This window comes from Thermodesulfobacteriota bacterium (assembly GCA_040755095.1).
Lineage (GTDB): Bacteria > Desulfobacterota > Desulfobulbia > Desulfobulbales > JBFMBH01 > JBFMBH01.
In genome coordinates, this window is record JBFMBH010000109.1 from 1 (window position 1) to 16,162 (window position 16,162).

The window sequence follows — 16,162 nt, forward strand, 5'->3', positions numbered from 1 at the left end:
CTCTTTCCCCTGCGCCGCCGCCCCCGGCGGAGCGGCGGGAGCGGGCCGCCGAACGGCCGGCCCCCGCTGCCGAGGCGCCGGCGGCCGGCAGCAGCGGTCGATCCGGGGTGGGCAGCTCCATCAAGGTGGATGTGGACAAGCTCGACAACCTGGTGAATGCCGTGGGCGAGCTGGTGATCATGCAGTCCCAGGTGCGCTTCAATCCGCTGGTCGCCCGGCTCACCGACCAGAAGCTCATCCGGGACTTCTCCCAGCTGGCCCGCATCACCTCCGAGCTCCAGAAGACCGCCATGTCCATGCGCATGGTGCCCATCCGCCAGACCTTCCAGAAGATGATCCGCCTGGTCCGGGACCTGTCCAAGAAGTCCGGCAAGCTGGTGGATCTCGTTATGAGCGGCGAGGAGACCGAGATCGACCGCAACATGGTGGATTCCATCTACGACCCTCTGGTGCACATGATCCGCAACTCGGTGGACCATGGGGTGCAGCTGCCGGAGGAGCGCCGGCGCCAGGGCAAGCCGGAGCAGGGCACCGTGCAGCTCCGGGCCTTCCAGCGGGGGGGGAATATCGTCATCGAGATCGTGGACGACGGGCAGGGGCTGAACGTGGAGCGCATCCGGAAGAAGGCCATCGAGCGTGGCGTCATCCGGGAAGAGGATGCCCTGTCCCCGGCCGAGATCCAGAATCTTATCTTCATGCCCGGCTTTTCCACCGCCGAAACGATTACCGACGTCTCCGGCCGCGGGGTGGGGATGGACGTGGTCAAGAAGGCGGTGGAGAAGCTGCGGGGCAAGGTGGAGGTGGACAGCGTGGCCGGCAACGGCACCACCTTCACCATCCGCCTGCCCCTGACCATGGCCATTGTTGACGGCATCATCGTCCGGGTGGGCAATGAGCGCTACATCATCCCCACCATCAACATCCAGGAGTCCATGAAGCCCACCCTGGAGATGTACCAGACGGTGCACCGGCGGGGTGAAGCCCTCCTCATCCGGGACAACCTGATTCCCCTGGTTCGCCTGTACAGCGTCTTCGGGGTGCCCAACCCCGAGGCCACCGATCCGGCGGCGGGCCTGGTGGTGGTGGTGGAGAATGAAGGCGAGCTGCGGGCGCTCCTGGTGGATGAGCTCCTGGGCAAGCAGGAGGTGGTCATCAAGAGCCTGGGCGGCTACATGACCGATATCAAGGGCGTGGCCGGCGGCACCATCCTGGGGGATGGCCGGGTGGGGCTGATCCTGGACCTGGCCGGTCTGTTCGATTCCGCCCAGGGGCAGGCCGGCGATCTGGATCGGTGAAGGCGGTTGGAGCAAAGCGTCGCAAGACCAAGGGAGGAATTCCGTATGGCGCAGGCAGCAGCCAGGGCAGCCCGGGAGTTGGAGGGGGTGCGGGAGCTGGAAGGCAAGTACCTCACCTTCGCTCTTGGCAATGAGGAATATGGGCTGGGCATCCTCAAGGTCCGGGAGATCATCGGCATCATGGAGATCACGCCGGTGCCCCACACGCCTCAGTTCGTCAAAGGGGTGATCAACCTGCGAGGCCGAGTGATCCCGGTCCTGGATCTGCGGCTCAAGTTCGAGATGGAGCCCAAGGAATACTCGGAGCGCACCTGCATCATCGTGGTGGAGATCCGCAGCCAGGCTGGCTCCATCCAGGTCGGCATGGTGGTGGACTCGGTGTCGGAGGTCCTGAACATCACGGCTGAGGAGATCGAGCCGCCGCCGTCCTTCGGCTCCAGCGTCGACACCGCCTATATCCTCGGCATGGCCAAGATCAAGGGCAAGGTCAAGATCCTGCTGGACATCGACCGCATCCTCGGCCAGGGAGACTTGGCGCGGATCGAGGCCATCTGAGCCCCGGCTTGCGGCGGCACAGCCCGGCACCCCCTGTGGCCAGGTCCTCTGTCCCCGCCATGGCCACGGAACGGGCGTCCCAGCCGGCATCGGGCTTCAGCTGGACCTACGAGCCGCTGACGGACGAGCAGTTCCGCAAATTCAGCTCCCTGGTCTACCGGCTGACGGGGATCTATCTGCGGGACGAGAAAAAGGCCCTCCTGAACGCCCGCCTGTCCAAGCGGCTCCGGGCAGGAAGCTTCGCGTCCTTTGACGACTACTTCCAGTATGTCACCAGCGACGATTCCGGCCAGGAGCTGGTGGAGCTCATCAACAGCGTCTCCACCAATTTCACCAGCTTCTTCCGGGAGCAGGACCACTTCGATTGCCTGGTGCAGACCGTGCTGCCGGAGCTGACGGGGCGCCTGCGGGACCACCGGCGGGAGCTGACCCTCTGGTCGGCGGCCTGCTCCTCCGGTGAGGAGCCCTATACCATGGCCATGGTGCTGGCCGAGTATTTCCGCCAGCAGCCCGGCTGGCGCTACCGGATCACCGGCACCGACATCTCGACCCGGGTGCTGGACCGTGCGAGCCGGGGCGTCTATTCCCAGGACCAGATCAGCAAGGTGCCGCGGGAGCTGCTGCTGCGGTACTTCAAGAAAGGGGTCGGTCGCAGCGAGGGCCTGGTCAAGGTGCGGGAGGATCTGCGGCGGCAGGTGACCTTCCAGCGCTTCAACCTCATGGATCCATTCCCCTGGACCGAGGCCTTCGATGTCATTTTCTGCCGTAACGTCATGATCTACTTCGATCAGGCGACCCAGCAGGCCCTGATCGACAAGTTCCACCGGGCGCTCCTGCCCGATGGCCATCTCTTTATCGGTCACTCCGAGAGCTTGACCTTTATCCGGCACAGCTTCCGGCAGGTGGCGACCACGGTCTATCGGAAGTGAAGGGATCGCCGGCACCACCGCCAGCAGGTACAGGAAGGCAATGAGAATCGTCGTCGGCATAGCGGACATGAAGGTGTCGAACGATCCGGAGGCGGTATTGATCACCTACTCCCTGGGATCGTGTATCGGTGTGGCCATCTGGGATCCGGCGGCCAAGGTGGGCGGCCTTCTGCACTACATGCTGCCGGATTCCGCCCTGGACAAGGTGAAGGCCGAGAAGAATCCCTTCATGTTCGCCGACAGCGGCATCCCCCGGCTCTTCAAGGAGGCCTACCGCCTGGGCGCGGCCAAGAACCGGATCGTGGTCAAGGTGGCCGGCGCCTCCCAGCTCATGGACTCCTCGGGCTTCTTCAACATCGGCAAGCGCAACTACATGGCCATGCGCAAGATCTTCTGGAAGAACAACGTGATGGTCGCCAAGGAGGACATCGGCGGCATGGTGAACCGCACCATCAGCCTGACGGTCAATGATGGGTTCACCCGGCTCAAGGTTTCCGGTCGCGGGGAGTTTGAGCTATGAGTCAGATCGAGGCCATCCTCAAGCGGGTGGACAGCATTCCGCCTTTTCCCCGGGTTGCCCGCCGGATCATGGAGATGCTGGACAACCCGGATGTGACCGTGCCGGAGCTGGCCAAGGTGGTGGAGTTCGATCAGGCCATCACCGCCAACGTGCTCCGGATGTGCAACTCGGCCTATGTGGGGCTGGCCCGCAAGGTCTCGTCCCTGGAGGAGGCCCTGGTGCTGCTGGGCCAGGATACCCTGAGGGAGATCATCGTGGCCGGCAGCTGCGCCCGCTTCTTCCAGGCCAGCACCGGCGGCTATGACCTTGATGAAGGCGAGCTCTGGCAGCATTCGGTGGCCTGCGGCATCATGGCCAAGGTGCTCATAGCCGAGATCCCGGGGGTGGACGGCAACGCCGCCTACACCGCCGCCCTCCTGCACGACATCGGCAAGACCGTGCTGTCGAGCTTTGTGCAGCAGGAGTTCAGGGCGATCATGATCCGGGTGCTCCGGGACAAGGTGTCCTTTGTGTCCGCCGAGCTGGAGGTTCTGGGGATCAATCATGCCGAGCTGGGAGGGGTGATCCTGGAGCGCTGGAAGCTCCCCCACGAGGTGGTGGAGGCGGTACGCCGGCACCACGATCTGGATGTGCTGGCTGGCGAGCCCTTGAGCGCCCTGGTTGCCCTGGCCAACGCCCTGGTGGTATCCATGGGCATCGGCGTTGGTGCGGACGGTCTGACCGGCCACATCCAGGGGGAGGGGCTGGGGCGGTTCGCCCTCACCGAGGAGCGCCTGGACATCTCGATGGCGGAGCTGGTGGCGCGGCTGGCTCAGGCCAAGGAATTCTTCGCCCTGGAATGAGAGGGGGATCTTCGGCCAGGGATTCGGCGGCAGAGTGACACCGCGGCAGGAGCGCCGGCGGTGGGGGAGAGAATGGGGTAAAGGACTATGGCCTTCAACATCCTGGTAGCAGACGATTCCGAAACCATGCGGGCAGTGGTCAAGAAGGTGGTGACCATGGCCGGCGTGCCGGTGGGGCAGTTCCTGGAGGCCAGCAATGGCCGGGAGGCCCTGCAGCTGCTGGAGGAGTCCTGGGTGGATGTCATCTTGTCCGACATCAACATGCCGGAGATGTCGGGCATGGAGTTCCTGCGCGCCTTGAAGGGCAGCCCGGAGCTTCGCAACATCCCGGTCATCCTCATCACCACCGAGTCCAGCCAGGCGCGCATGGCGGAGGCCCAGCGTCTGGGCGTGGCGGGCTACGTTCGCAAGCCCTTTCAGCCGGAGACGATCAAGAAGCTCCTGGACGAGGTCCTGGCCGCGGCCTATGATCGCGAGCCGTCCGCCGTGCCTCTGGCCGGTGGTGACGACGACGGCATGGACTTCTGACCAGAAGCCAAGGTCCCAACGGGGAGACATCATGGACAATCGGATGCGCAATCTCTTGAGCGAGACCGCGGCCCAGGTCTTCGAGACCATGTACTACATCTTCTTCAGCCGCCTGCACAGCCTGCCCGCGGACCTGGACTGGGCGACCAGGCATCGCTATGTGAAGGCGGTGGTCAGCTTCACCGGCAAGGGCGGTGGTGCCCTCACCCTGTTCATGCCCGTGCCCCTCGCCCGGATGGTCACCACCAACTTTCTGGGCATCGACCGGTCCGAGGTCTCCGAGCAGCAGATCCAGGATACCTGCCGGGAGGCAGCCAACATGGTAGGCGGTGGCTTCCTGGGTCAGATCGACCCGGAGGGGGAGTACGTCCTGGGGATCCCGGTGGTGACCCCGGTAGCCGATATCCTGCAGGAGCCGGCGGTGGATGACCGTGATCACCAGTGCGTCTTCAAGACCGAGCATGGCCTTTTGATCATCCACCTTGCCATGCCCGAGGGTTGATGAGGCACCGCGGCAGGTGCGGCCGGGAAACGGTTGGACCGCCTGATGGCGGCTTGCAGGGCGCGGAGCATTCTATGCAGAAGATCAAGGTGCTGGTGATCGACGATTCCGCCATCGTCCGCCGGGTGTTCAGCGAGGAGCTGAGCCGGGAGCCGGATATCGAGGTGGTGGGAACGGCGCCGGACCCCTATGTGGCCCGGGACAAGATCGTGGCGCTGAAGCCGGACGTGGTCACCCTGGACATCGAAATGCCGCGCATGGACGGCATCACCTTCCTGCGCAAGCTCATGAAGTACTACCCGTTGCCGGTGATCATCGTCTCCTCCCTGACCCGGGAAGGGGGCGCCCTGGCCCTGGAAGCCATCGAGATCGGTGCGGTGGAGGTGATCTCCAAGCCCGGCTCCGCCTACTCGGTGGGCGACATGAGCGTGCAGCTGGCGGAGAAGATCCGGGGGGCGTCCCGGGTCAACGTCCGGCAGCGGCTGGCTCAGGCCGCCGCCAAAGGCACGGGCCGCTCCCAGCTCCTGGTGCCCAGAACGGCCCTGGCCCAGACCACCAACAAGGTGGTGGCCATCGGTGCCTCCACCGGCGGCACCGAGGCCCTGACCACCGTCCTCACCCAGTTCCCGCCCACCATGCCCGGCATCGTGGTCGTGCAGCACATGCCGGCCCATTTCACGTCCTCCTTCGCCCAACGGCTGGATGGCCTGTGCCAGATCCGGGTCAAGGAGGCGGAGGACGGGGACTCGGTGGTGCCCGGGACCTGCCTGATCGCACCGGGCAACTTCCACATGGTCATGCGTCGCAGTGGCGCCCGCTACTACGTCAACGTCAAGAGCGGCCCCATGGTCTGCCACCAGCGGCCGTCGGTGGATGTGCTCTTCAATTCGGTGGCGGTCTACGCCGGGGCCAATGCCGTCGGCGTCATCCTGACCGGCATGGGCAAGGACGGGGCCCAGGGCATGCTGAAGATGAAGGAGGCCGGGGCCAGGAACATCGCCCAGGACGAGGCCTCCTGTGTGGTGTTCGGCATGCCCCGGGAGGCCATCGAGATGGGCGCCGTCGACCGGGTGGTGCCCCTGGATCAGGTGGGACGGGCGGTCATGGATCTGCTGTAGCTGGATGGACGGTATGGACAGTATGGACACCATGGACAGGATGGACAGCCGGTCCCGGGGTCCATCTCGTCCATAACGTCCATCAAGTCCATACGGTCCAGCCTGCGGCTTCTCCCGCTGCTACAGACAGCGAGAGAAGCCGCAGGCGCGGCAGGCCAGGCAGCCCTCCTCGTGGTCCAGCGGGCCGCCGCAGTCCGGGCAGGCGCCCCGGCCCAGGAAGCCGGCCTGGAAGCGGTCGCCGGTGATCTTGGCCACCACCTTGGCCACCGCGTCCGGGCAGGAGAGCACCACCTCGCCGTTCTGCCACATGGGCGACGGGCAGCGGATGCCGGCCAGCTGCTCGCCGATGGCAGCCAGCGACACCCCGGAGCGGAGCGCCAGAGAGGTCAGCCGGCCGATGGCCTCGATCTGGGACGAGGCGCAGCCGCCGGTCTTGCCCATACTGGCGAACACCTCGCACACCCCCTTCTGATCCGAGTTCACCGTCACGTAGAGGTTGCCGCAGCCGGTCTTCAGGCGCTCGGTGAGGCCGTAGGTGCGGGATGGCCGCGGCCGCGGGCCGATGCCGTCCGGGGTCGGCGCGGCGGCCTCCACGCTTAGGACCTGCTCCCGGCGACTGCCGTAGCGGTAGATGGTCAGTCCCTTCAGTCCCTCCTCGTGCGCCAGCCAATAGGCGTCCCGGATCTGCTCCTGGGTGGACTCGGCCGGGAAGTTGATGGTTTTGCTCACCGCGTTGTCGGTATGGCGCTGGAAGGCGGCCTGGATGCGGATGTGGGCCGCCGGCGCCACCTCCAGGGCCGTCGCGAACAGCCGCGTCAGCTCCGCCGGCAGGCCAGCCTCGTCGCCGATCCTGCCCCGGGTCAGCACCCGCTCCTGGAGGGCCTCGCTCCACAGCCCCTCCGCTTCGAGGCGCTGCTGGAAGCCGGCGTGGACCTCCGGCAGCCGCTCGCCGTCCAGGATATGGCGGGTGAAGGCCAGGGCGAACAGGGGCTCGATGCCGCTGGAGCAGCCGGCAATGATGGACAGGGTGCCGGTGGGGGCCACGGTGGTCTGGGTGGCGTTGCGCATGAACGGGGTTTCCGGCCGGTTCCAGATGCTGTGCCGGTAGCTGGGGAAATTTCCCCGCTCCTTGGCCAGGGACGCCGACGCCCTTTTGGCCTCCTGGTCGATGAAGCCCATGACCTCCTCGGCCACCCGCACCGCGGCCTCGGAGTCGTAGGGGATGCCCAGCCCGATGAGGAGGTCGGCGAAGCCCATGACCCCGAGGCCGATCTTGCGGTTGGCAAGGGTGACCTGGGCGATGGCGGGCAGGGGGTAGACGTTGACATCGATGACGTTGTCCAGGAAATGGACCGCGGTGGCCACCGCCGCGGCCAGGCGGTCGTAGTCGATCCGGCCGCCGGCCAGGAAGCGGCTAAGGCTCAGGCTGCCCAGGTTGCAGGACTCGTAGGGCAGGAGGGGCTGCTCGCCGCAGGGGTTGGTGGCCTCGATCGGGCCCAGGCCCGGCAGCGTGGAGGCGCGGTTGATGCGGTCGATGAAGATGAGGCCCGGCTCGCCCCCCTGCCAGGCCGCCTGGGCGATGCGGTCGAAGAGGGCCGCGGCGGGCAGCGCAGCCACGGCTTGGCCGGTATGCGGGGCAACCAGGGGCAGGGGCGAGCCGCTCTTCACCCGGGCCATGAAGTCGTCGGTGACGGCAACCGAGAGGTTGAAGTTGGCCAGGGCGGTCGGGTCCTCCTTGGCGGCGATGAAGGCCTCGATGTCCGGATGATCCACCCGCAGCACCGCCATGTTGGCGCCCCGCCGGGCCCCGCCCTGCTTGATCGTCTCGGTGGCGATGTCGAAGATGCGCATGAAGGAGACCGGCCCGGAGGAGACCCCCCTGGTGGAGCGCACCTCCGAGCGGGCCGGCCGCAGCCGGGAAAAGGAAAAGCCGGTGCCGCCGCCGCTCTTGTGGATGATGGCGGTGTGCTTGAGGGTCTCGAAGATGTCCTCGATGCTGTCTTCCACCGGCAGAACGAAGCAGGCCGCCAGCTGCCCCAGCCGGCGGCCGGCGTTCATCAGGGTCGGGGAGTTGGGCAGAAAGTCCAGGTCCTCCATGAGCTGGACAAAGCGGTCCTCGGCCGCCGCCACCGCGGCCGCGCCGCCGTACGGCTCGTCCGCCTGGGCTACCGCCCGCGCCACCCGCCGGAACATCTCGCCAGGGGTCTCGATTACCTCGCCCTGGTCATTCTTTCGCAGGTAGCGGCGGCGGAGGACGAACTGGGCATTGGCACTGAGAGCGGTCATGGGGTCGTTTTTGCCTCCAGGCTCAAGAGGAAGCGCTTGCAGGCCAGGCCGCCGGCAAAGCCGCCGTCGCCGCGGGCGGCATTCACCCGATGGCAGGGGATGAAAAGGCCTAGCGGGTTGGCGGCACAGGCGGCGCCCACGGCCCGGGCGGCGGTGGGCCGGCCGATGGCTACGGCGATCTGGCCGTAGGTGGCGGTGGCGCCGTAGGGGATGCGGCGGAGGGCGGCCCAGACTGCCTGTTGCCACGGGGTGCCGGCAGCCAGAAAGGGGCCGCCCACCGGTAGGGAGAAGGCCTGGCGCCGGCCGGCCAGATACTCCTGGCCCTGGTGGTGCAGGTCGGCCAGGATCGGCCAGCCGGCTGCCGCCAGCACCGGCAGGCCGGCAGCGGCAAGCCTCGCCTTCGCCCGGTCGTGGCCCGACTGGGTGAAGCTCAGGTGGCCGATGGCATCCCTTTGGGCCAGGGCATAGACAAAAAAGGCGCCCAGGGGCAGAACAGCGCTGCCCCAGGGACCGGTAGCGGGTGGAAGAAGACGGGTCATGGCTGCCTCCAGCATAGGGTAATCCGAGAAAAAAAGAAGGGTAAAAGCGGCTCGATCCTTTATATTGTGGCGCTTTATCTTCCTGTCCACCACATGTAGTGCCTGATGTCAATGGATGACAAAAGGAACACAAGAACAATGGGATGAGCACAAAAGGTCATTTTCTACTTGATTTTGGCACGACCCTTTGACTATAAGGAGACAGGACAGGCCTGCCTGCAGCGAACGGACCGGACTGTGAAGGAGACTCCATGAGACATCTCGCCCGACGACTGGCCCTATTCCTGGCTATCCTTGCCCTGGTGGTGCCCGGCTTCGCTCCGGCGGCCGGGGCGGCCGCCGCCAAGGCCGAGTCCAAGGCGGCTGCCAAGGCCAAGCCCAAGGCCGCATCCAAGACCGCGTCCAAATCAGCTGCCAAGACCGGCAGCCGCCAGGCCGCGGCCAAGAAAGCCAAGGCACCGGCCAAGTCGGCAAAGGCGCGCAGCAAGGCCAAGGGCCAGACCGCCAGCACCAAGGTGGCCAGCCGCCAGCTGCCCGCGGCGGCGGTCAGTACCGGCTCTTCCCTGAAGGGCAAAGCAGCTGCCGCCAGTGATCCCCTGGGCGGCAAGCTGTCGGCGGCCAGCGCCGTGGTCATGGACGGGGAGACCGGGGAGATCCTTTACGCCCGCTCGCCGGATCTGCCCCGGCAGCCGGCCAGCACCATCAAGATCCTCACCGGCTACCTGGCCCTGTCCAGCCTCCGGGATGAGGATCGGGTTCGGGTCAGCCGCTGGGCTGCCAGCCAGCCCCGCTCCAAGGTCGATCTCACCGCGGGCGCGGTGTACCGGGCCGAGGACATGGTCAACGCCGTGCTCCTGGAGTCGGCCAACGATGCCAGCGTCGCGGTGGCCGAGCGGGTGGCCGGCTCCGAGACGGCCTTTGCCGGCCGGATGACCGCCCTGGCCCGGGAGCTGGGCGCGGGCAACACCGTCTGTCGCACCGCGACCGGCCTCACCGCGTCCGGCCAGCAGACCACGGCCCGCGACCTGGCGGTGATGTTCCGCCGGCTGATGGCCGACCGGGATTTCGCCGAGGTGATGGGGCAGCGCATGGCCACGACCCGGGAGGGCAAGGCCCTGCGCAGCCACAACCGGGCCCTCTGGCAGATCGCCGGTGCCGAGGGCGGCAAGACCGGCTACACCCAGGCCGCCCGCAAGACCTATGTCGGCAAGTTCGAACGGCACGGCCGGGAGGTGATCGTGGCCATGCTGGGCAGCGACCGCATGTGGCCGGACATCGCGGACCTGGTGGAGCATGGCTTTGCCGTCCTGGATGGCTCCCGGCTGGTGGCCAGCAGCGATACCGGCAGCGGTCGGGCCGCCAAGGCCAGGACCTCCCTCTGATCACCGCCCTCTCCGGCCTGCCGCCGGTGGCCCGCCGCAGCTGCGGTCCACCGGCTTTTCCTTTCCCGATGCTGCCATCCACCAAGGAAGAAGCCCGGCGTCAGCTCAGCTCCCTGCCCGGCCTGGCGCGGGCGGAGTGGGGCCGCCTGGCCCAGGGGCTGCGGCGCCTGCCCTGGTACCGGGAGGCCCAGCGCCTCCTGGTCTGCCCGGTGCCAGGCCTTGCCCAGATCCGGATCAACGCCCTGGTGGACGGCAAGGAGCTGCTGGTGGCCGGGGCGGGTCTCAAGGAGGGCTTCTACCGGTTGCGCCGCCAGGGGATCCCCTTCCCGGAGCTGGCGGCAGCGGTGAGCGCCGCCGGCCTGGCCCGCTACGGCCAGCGGCTGGACGTCCGGGACCTGCCGGGACAGGCCGTGGATCTTCTGGTCACCGACGCCCTGGCGGTGGGGCCGGACGGCAGCAGGCTGGGGGATGGCCAGGGCCATTTCGATCTGGCCTACGCCATCCTCCGTCAGGCCGGAGCCGTGGACGCCAGCACGCCGGTGGTGGCGGTGGGGTCCCCGGACCAGCTGGTGGCCGAGGCCCTGCCCCAGGATCCCTGGGATGTGGCGGTGGACGGCTGGCTGTCGCCCCCGGGCCTCGTGGCCCTGTCCCATGGCAGACCGCAGCCGGCCGGGGTGCTGTGGGACTTCCTGCCTGCCAGGGCCATCCGCCGCAAGCGCCCGTTGTGGCAGCTGGCAGGCCCGGAGCGAGGCCGAAGCGCCCATGGATGAGACCCAGCTGCCCCTGACCGATCATCTGACCGACCTGCGCCGCTGCCTGGTCATCTCCCTGGCGGCGGTGGCGGCGGGGTTTCTGGCCTGCTATTCCCAGGCGGAGACCCTGGGTGACTGGTTCTTCCGGCCGCTCTTTGCGGTGCTGCCCGAGGGATCCAGCCTCATCTTCACCTCCTACCAGGACGCCTTCTTCTTCTACCTCAAGCTGGCCCTGGTGGGCGGGGTCTTCCTGGCCAGTCCGGTGGTCTTCTGGCAGATCTGGTGGTTCGTGGCCCCCGGCCTCTACCGCCACGAAAAGCGGATCCTCCTGCCCTTCAGCCTGCTCTCCGCCCTCTGCTTCGTGGGCGGCGCTGCCTTCGGCTACGGGGTCGTCTTCCGGCCGGCCTTCCGTTTCCTCCTGGGCTATGCCACCGACTACCTCACCCCGTTGCCGGCCGTGAAGGAGTACTTCTCCCTGGCCATCCGCCTGCTCTTCTCCTTTGGCCTCGTCTTCGAGCTGCCCATCGCCCTGGTGACGCTGGCCCGTTTCGGGATCGTCGACCAGGCCTTTCTGTCCCGGCACCGCCAGTACGCCATCCTCATCGCCTTCGTGGTCGCTGCCATCCTGACGCCGACCCCGGACGTGGTGAACCAGCTCCTGATGGCCTTGCCCCTGGTCGTGCTCTACGAGGTGGGTATCCTGGCGGTGCGCCTGTTCGGCCGGCGGGCGGACCGGGAAGAAGAGCGAATATCGAATGTCGAACAAGGAATGTCCAACGACAGAAGGGACCGGCAGGAGTGAATATCGAATATCGAACAAGGAATGTCCAACAGCAGCAGGGACCGGCAGCACGGATCTGAAACGTCAACTGCCGGTCCCTTCGACCTTCGAAATTCCTTGTTGGACATTCTGCGGTTCGCTCTGGTCAGCGCCATCTTGCCATTCTGTAGCCGTTTGATTACACTTCTGCCATGTACACTATCAGGACGCTCCCGACTTTCGATTCCTGGTTGCGGAGGCTGAAAGACCGCATGACCCGCATCCGTTAGCCCGACGTCTGGACAGGGCGCAACGCGGCCAGCTGGGCGACGTGAAGCCGGTCGGCGGAGGGGTCTTCGAGATGCGTGAATGTTTTGGCCCCGGCTGGCGTATGTACTACGTCCAGCGGGGTGAGACGCTGATCGTAATGCTCGGCGGCGGCGACAAATCGACGCAGACCGCCGACATCGCCACGGCCGTGAAGCTCGCGGCCACTCTTGAGGAGTAAGCCATGACGAAAAAGATTCGTATCGTGGATCTGCCGGAATTCGACCTGACCGAGCATCTGAAAAACGAGGAAGACCTTGCCGCTTACCTGACACTCGTGATTGAAGAGGGCGACGCGGCGGAGCTGGCGCACGCGCTGGGTGTGGCGGCCAGGGCGCGTGGCATGAGCGAAATAGCCCGGGAGGCTGGAATAACCCGCGAGGCCCTATACAGGGCGCTCAGACCGGGCGCGCAGCCGCGCTTTGACACCATTAACCGCGTCTGCGGGGCACTGGGTGTGCGTCTGGTAGCCAAGTCCGTGCATGCCTAGTCCAGTCTGCTGTGAGCCTTTTTGCTTCAGAGAATGCCATCCTTCTGCGGTTCGTTCAGCCCTGGGTGGCTACCATGAGGCCGGCCAGCTTGCCGCCGGCCTGGAAGGTCTCGTGGATGCGGCGCAGGTGGTCGGGGGGGATGGAGCGCATCACCTCGCCGGTGCGGTCATCGATGATGTGGACCACCAGCAGCTCGGCCTTCCGGTCGAAGGCGAAGCGGACGGTGCTTTCCTTCTCCGCCAGGGCCTGATTGAGGTCGTTGAGCATCTCGTCCAGGCGCTGGGGGCTCAGGGCGCCGGTGGCCGGTGCCAGGGGGCTGGCCTCGTCCTGCCGCCGGCTGCTGTCCACCTCCCCGTCGGCCGGGGCGGGCGTGGTCGCCTGGGCGGCGTGGTCCAGGCTGCGCTCCGCCTGGGGCCGCAGGCTTTGGGGCTTGACCGCTACCAGTGCTCTGGCCAGCAGTCCACCGAGACTCACATCCATGGCTTGCCCCCGACAGGAATCCTGGGGTGATGGTGGCTATCGCCGGACGGTCCGGCCGTAGCCGGCAAGTGCCTTCCTGCCCTGCGTCAGCCGGCCAAGCTCCTGGCCGACCAGCTCCCGGGCCTGGCCGATCCGCGCCGCCAGCAGCCGGTCCTCGCTCAGGAGCCGGGCCAGGCGGTCAGCGCACTGGGCGGAAAGCAGCTCCCGGCGCGCCGGATCATCGGCGGGCAGCTGCCAGAGGGCATCCAGGGCCGCGGCCAGCCGCTGCCTGGACTTCTCCCGCTCCCAGTGCCACAGGCCGGCAGCCGGCGGCGCACCGTGGCCGCCGGCCAGGCTCGCGATCCCTTCCTCCACCAAGTGGTGGTGTCTTTCCTGCATGGCCTCGAAGTCGGTGAAGGCCGCTGCCAGCTCGTCTGCCACAGCCATCGCCGTTCACACCGACAAGGAGAGGCTGGCCTGCTCGGGCTTGGCGGCCGCCACCGGCTGCACCGCCGCGGTCTCCCGGCCCAGCACCCGCGACACCCACAGCTCCCGCAGCTCGGTGAGATACCGCAAGCAACGGTCGATGATCGTCACGTCGTTCGCCAGGTTCACCTTGGGCAGCTCCGCCAGCATGGCCAGATAGAGGCTGCGCAGGAAGGTGGCGGTCTCGCCGCCGGCCTCCACGTTCAGGCTCGCGTTCAGCTCGCCGATGATGGCAATGGCCCGGCTCAGCCCCTCCCCCCGCCGCCGCCGGTCTTCCTTGGCGCACCCGCTCCTGGCCTGTTCCAGGAACCGGATGGCGCCATCGTAGAGCAGAAGGACCAGCTGGTTGGGGTCGGTGTTGGTCTCGATCTGGGTCCGGACATAGCTGCGTGCTGCCGCTCCGTACGTCATGGGGGTCCCCTACCGGTTCTGGTTGCTGAAGAGGTTGTTGATGGCGTCGAACTGCTGGCTCAGATAGGTGGAGGTGGACTGCATGGTGCTCATGTACCGATCCAACTCCAGGAACTGCCGGGTCAGGATCTCGAACCGCTTCTCCAGGCGGCTCTCGGCCTGGGTGATCTGCTCGTCCATGAGATCGATCCTGGCCTGGGCCGTGGCCTTCTCCTCCGGCACCAGCCCGCCGCTGGCCCGGGTGGCGCCCCGGAGCACCGTGTTCACCTGGTCGGCCCAGCCGGTCACCTCGTCCGTGCCCAGCAACAAGTCCTGCACCTCCTGGGCATGGTCGGCAATGGCCGCATCCAGGGTCTCGTCATCCAGGGTGATGGTGCCGTCCCGCTCGAAGGTGAGGCCAAGATCAAAAAGCGAGGTGATGTCGCCGCCGGTCTCCACCGTGCCGGTGGCCACGGCCATGAGCTGGGACTGGAGGGTGGACAGGCTGGTGACGCCATGCAGAGAGCCGGCGACGCCGGTTTCGGTGTCGTAGCCGCTGTTGGCCTTGATCTCCCCGACGAGGTCGTTCCAGCCGGTGACAAAGCTGCGCACCCGGTAGCCGATCTCCGAGGTATCGGCCTCGACGGTCATGGTGGTCTCGCCGGTGGCCTGGAGCTGGAAGGAAAAGCCGTTCAGGACATCGCTGAAGCTGTTGCTGCCCCGGGTGAACGCCACGCCGTCCACCTCGATGCTGGAGTCCAGCTCCCCGGCCACCTGGCCGGTGATCTGGTCCATGGTGATGTCGGTGAGCTGCTGGGTTACGGTCACCCGGCCGGACTCGCCCATGGTGCCGGACTGGAGCAGAAGCTTGTAGGGGGTGCCGCCGGAGCCGTCGGTGATGACGCTGGCCGTGACGCCAGGGTTGCCGGGATCGTCGTTGATCAGAGCGGCCAGGCTCTGCAAAGAGGCCCCCGAGGCGACACTGACGCTGGTGCTGCGGCCACCCAGGCTGTAGCTGAAGGTCTCGGCGCTGCCGGTGCCATTCACCGAGCTCGATGGGCTGGCAAAGCCCTGGCTGGAGCGCCAGGCGCTGGTGGCCGCCAGCCGCACCACGTTGAGGTGGTGACTGCCGGTGGCCGCGCCGGAATCGGCGGTGACCGACAAGGGTCCGTGGTCGGACAGGCTCACCGAGCGGCCCAGATAGGTGGAGCTCAAGGAAAGGGTCAGGGCCTGGTCCTTCAAGGCCAGGAGCATACCCTGCACCGTGTCCAGCTCGCTCATCCGGTCCTGGATGGCCAGCTTGCTGGCCTCCTTGCGCAGAATGGGCACCCGCTCCGCCTGCTTGAGCTGGTCGAGGATGTTCTGGAGCTGGAGTCCGGAGCCAACGCCGAGGATGGAGATGGAGCCAGCCATGGGTCAGGCCTCGCAAGGGTTGCGGCCAGAAGCCGGGATCACGCTTTCCTCAATCGTTCACCAGATCTGCCAAGGCCTCTTCGGGCCTCTGGCTATAAGCACAGGCCCGGTCAATGCGGCTTCGGCCACGTGGGCCACGCGCCAACGGGGTGGGCGATGAGCCTCCCCCACGATCGGTGGCGACGTGCGGCCGATGGATCCTCCCGTAGGGGCGACGCATGCGTCGCCCTCTGTGCGCCCGCTTGCAGGACCAAAGCATCCAGCCTGACGGTGGAGCCGATGGCGTGCCACCGGGCTCCGGCAAAATTCTTCTGGCTTCCCGGGGGGCCTTGGGCCGCTCAGGGCGCCCAGCCGCCTCCCGGCCGGCCTTGAAAGGCCGGCCTACCGTTGGTACGCCACTGCGTGGCTCTGCAAGGAAGGGTTCATTCCTGAGCCTCGCGCAGCGAGAGCAGCCCCAGGGTAGCCGGGGGATTCATCCCCCGGCGGGTGGAGCCGATGGCGTGCCACCGGGCTCCGGCAAAATTCTTCTGGTTTCCCGGGGTGCCCTGGGCCGTTCAGGGCGCCCAGCCGCCTCCCGGCCGGCCTTGA

Annotated in this window: 18 protein-coding genes and 1 pseudogene; 13 read left to right on the forward strand and 6 right to left on the reverse strand. The window is 67.0% G+C overall.

Features of this window, described 5'->3' with window-relative positions; genetic code table 11:
- From AB1634_14630 to AB1634_14665, 8 genes are all read left to right on the forward strand, one after another.
- Window positions 1–1,295, forward strand: a 1,295-nt coding sequence (locus AB1634_14630) for a chemotaxis protein CheA (protein MEW6220750.1), incomplete at its 5' end; no start/stop codon positions are given.
- A gap of 45 nt (window positions 1,296–1,340) precedes the next feature.
- Window positions 1,341–1,850: a chemotaxis protein CheW gene (locus AB1634_14635; protein ID MEW6220751.1), complete on the forward strand. Its 510-nt coding sequence runs from the start codon at window positions 1,341–1,343 to the stop codon at window positions 1,848–1,850.
- A 59-nt stretch (window positions 1,851–1,909) separates the two neighbouring features.
- Window positions 1,910–2,779, forward strand: a complete 870-nt coding sequence (locus AB1634_14640) for a protein-glutamate O-methyltransferase (GenBank protein MEW6220752.1) — start codon at window positions 1,910–1,912, stop codon at window positions 2,777–2,779.
- A gap of 40 nt (window positions 2,780–2,819) precedes the next feature.
- On the forward strand, window positions 2,820–3,299 hold the full coding sequence (locus AB1634_14645) for a chemotaxis protein CheD (protein MEW6220753.1): 480 nt from the start codon (window positions 2,820–2,822) through the stop codon (window positions 3,297–3,299).
- Entirely contained in the window at window positions 3,296–4,141 is an 846-nt protein-coding gene (locus AB1634_14650; protein MEW6220754.1) for an HDOD domain-containing protein, read from the forward strand. Before AB1634_14645 ends, AB1634_14650 begins: the two co-directional genes overlap by 4 nt.
- Before the next feature lie 87 nt (window positions 4,142–4,228).
- A complete protein-coding gene (locus tag AB1634_14655; GenBank protein MEW6220755.1) occupies window positions 4,229–4,669 on the forward strand; it encodes a response regulator in 441 nt (146 codons plus the stop codon).
- A gap of 31 nt (window positions 4,670–4,700) precedes the next feature.
- Complete coding sequence (locus AB1634_14660) at window positions 4,701–5,171, forward strand: chemotaxis protein CheX (protein ID MEW6220756.1); 471 nt, start codon at window positions 4,701–4,703, stop codon at window positions 5,169–5,171.
- A 74-nt stretch (window positions 5,172–5,245) separates the two neighbouring features.
- Window positions 5,246–6,289: a chemotaxis response regulator protein-glutamate methylesterase gene (locus AB1634_14665; protein ID MEW6220757.1), complete on the forward strand. Its 1,044-nt coding sequence runs from the start codon at window positions 5,246–5,248 to the stop codon at window positions 6,287–6,289.
- A gap of 120 nt (window positions 6,290–6,409) precedes the next feature.
- Here AB1634_14665 and AB1634_14670 read toward each other — a convergent pair whose 3' ends face one another.
- Complete coding sequence (locus tag AB1634_14670) at window positions 6,410–8,575, reverse strand: vitamin B12-dependent ribonucleotide reductase (protein MEW6220758.1); 2,166 nt, start codon at window positions 8,573–8,575, stop codon at window positions 6,410–6,412.
- On the reverse strand, window positions 8,572–9,114 hold the full coding sequence (locus AB1634_14675) for a methylated-DNA--[protein]-cysteine S-methyltransferase (protein ID MEW6220759.1): 543 nt from the start codon (window positions 9,112–9,114) through the stop codon (window positions 8,572–8,574). The genes AB1634_14670 and AB1634_14675 overlap by 4 nt, the downstream gene beginning before the upstream one ends.
- A 251-nt stretch (window positions 9,115–9,365) precedes the next feature.
- Between AB1634_14675 and AB1634_14680 the strand changes: the two genes are divergently transcribed.
- The 5 genes and pseudogenes from AB1634_14680 (at window position 9,366) to AB1634_14700 (ending at window position 12,825) form a co-directional block, all read left to right on the forward strand.
- Window positions 9,366–10,496, forward strand: a complete 1,131-nt coding sequence (locus AB1634_14680; protein ID MEW6220760.1) for a D-alanyl-D-alanine carboxypeptidase — start codon at window positions 9,366–9,368, stop codon at window positions 10,494–10,496.
- A 68-nt stretch (window positions 10,497–10,564) separates the two neighbouring features.
- Complete coding sequence (locus tag AB1634_14685) at window positions 10,565–11,266, forward strand: 5-formyltetrahydrofolate cyclo-ligase (protein MEW6220761.1); 702 nt, start codon at window positions 10,565–10,567, stop codon at window positions 11,264–11,266.
- On the forward strand, window positions 11,259–12,050 hold the full coding sequence (tatC, locus tag AB1634_14690) for a twin-arginine translocase subunit TatC (protein ID MEW6220762.1): 792 nt from the start codon (window positions 11,259–11,261) through the stop codon (window positions 12,048–12,050). The genes AB1634_14685 and tatC overlap by 8 nt, the downstream gene beginning before the upstream one ends.
- Before the next feature lie 170 nt (window positions 12,051–12,220).
- Window positions 12,221–12,516, forward strand: a pseudogene (locus AB1634_14695) (type II toxin-antitoxin system RelE/ParE family toxin).
- Between the two features lie 3 nt (window positions 12,517–12,519).
- Window positions 12,520–12,825: an addiction module antidote protein gene (locus tag AB1634_14700; GenBank protein MEW6220763.1), complete on the forward strand. Its 306-nt coding sequence runs from the start codon at window positions 12,520–12,522 to the stop codon at window positions 12,823–12,825.
- A 55-nt stretch (window positions 12,826–12,880) separates the two neighbouring features.
- On the opposite strand, the gene AB1634_14705 is transcribed toward AB1634_14700, so the two are convergent.
- The 4 genes from AB1634_14705 to fliD are packed head-to-tail and all read right to left on the reverse strand — an operon-like array spanning window position 12,881 to window position 15,574.
- Complete coding sequence (locus AB1634_14705; GenBank protein MEW6220764.1) at window positions 12,881–13,306, reverse strand: flagellar protein FlaG; 426 nt, start codon at window positions 13,304–13,306, stop codon at window positions 12,881–12,883.
- Between the two features lie 36 nt (window positions 13,307–13,342).
- Window positions 13,343–13,732, reverse strand: coding sequence for a hypothetical protein (locus AB1634_14710; protein MEW6220765.1), 390 nt, complete (start codon window positions 13,730–13,732; stop codon window positions 13,343–13,345).
- A 6-nt stretch (window positions 13,733–13,738) separates the two neighbouring features.
- A complete protein-coding gene (gene fliS / locus AB1634_14715) occupies window positions 13,739–14,182 on the reverse strand; it encodes a flagellar export chaperone FliS (GenBank protein MEW6220766.1) in 444 nt (147 codons plus the stop codon).
- Window positions 14,183–14,191: 9 nt separating this feature from the next.
- On the reverse strand, window positions 14,192–15,574 hold the full coding sequence (gene fliD, locus AB1634_14720) for a flagellar filament capping protein FliD (protein MEW6220767.1): 1,383 nt from the start codon (window positions 15,572–15,574) through the stop codon (window positions 14,192–14,194).
- Window positions 15,575–16,162: the final 588 nt, after the last annotated feature.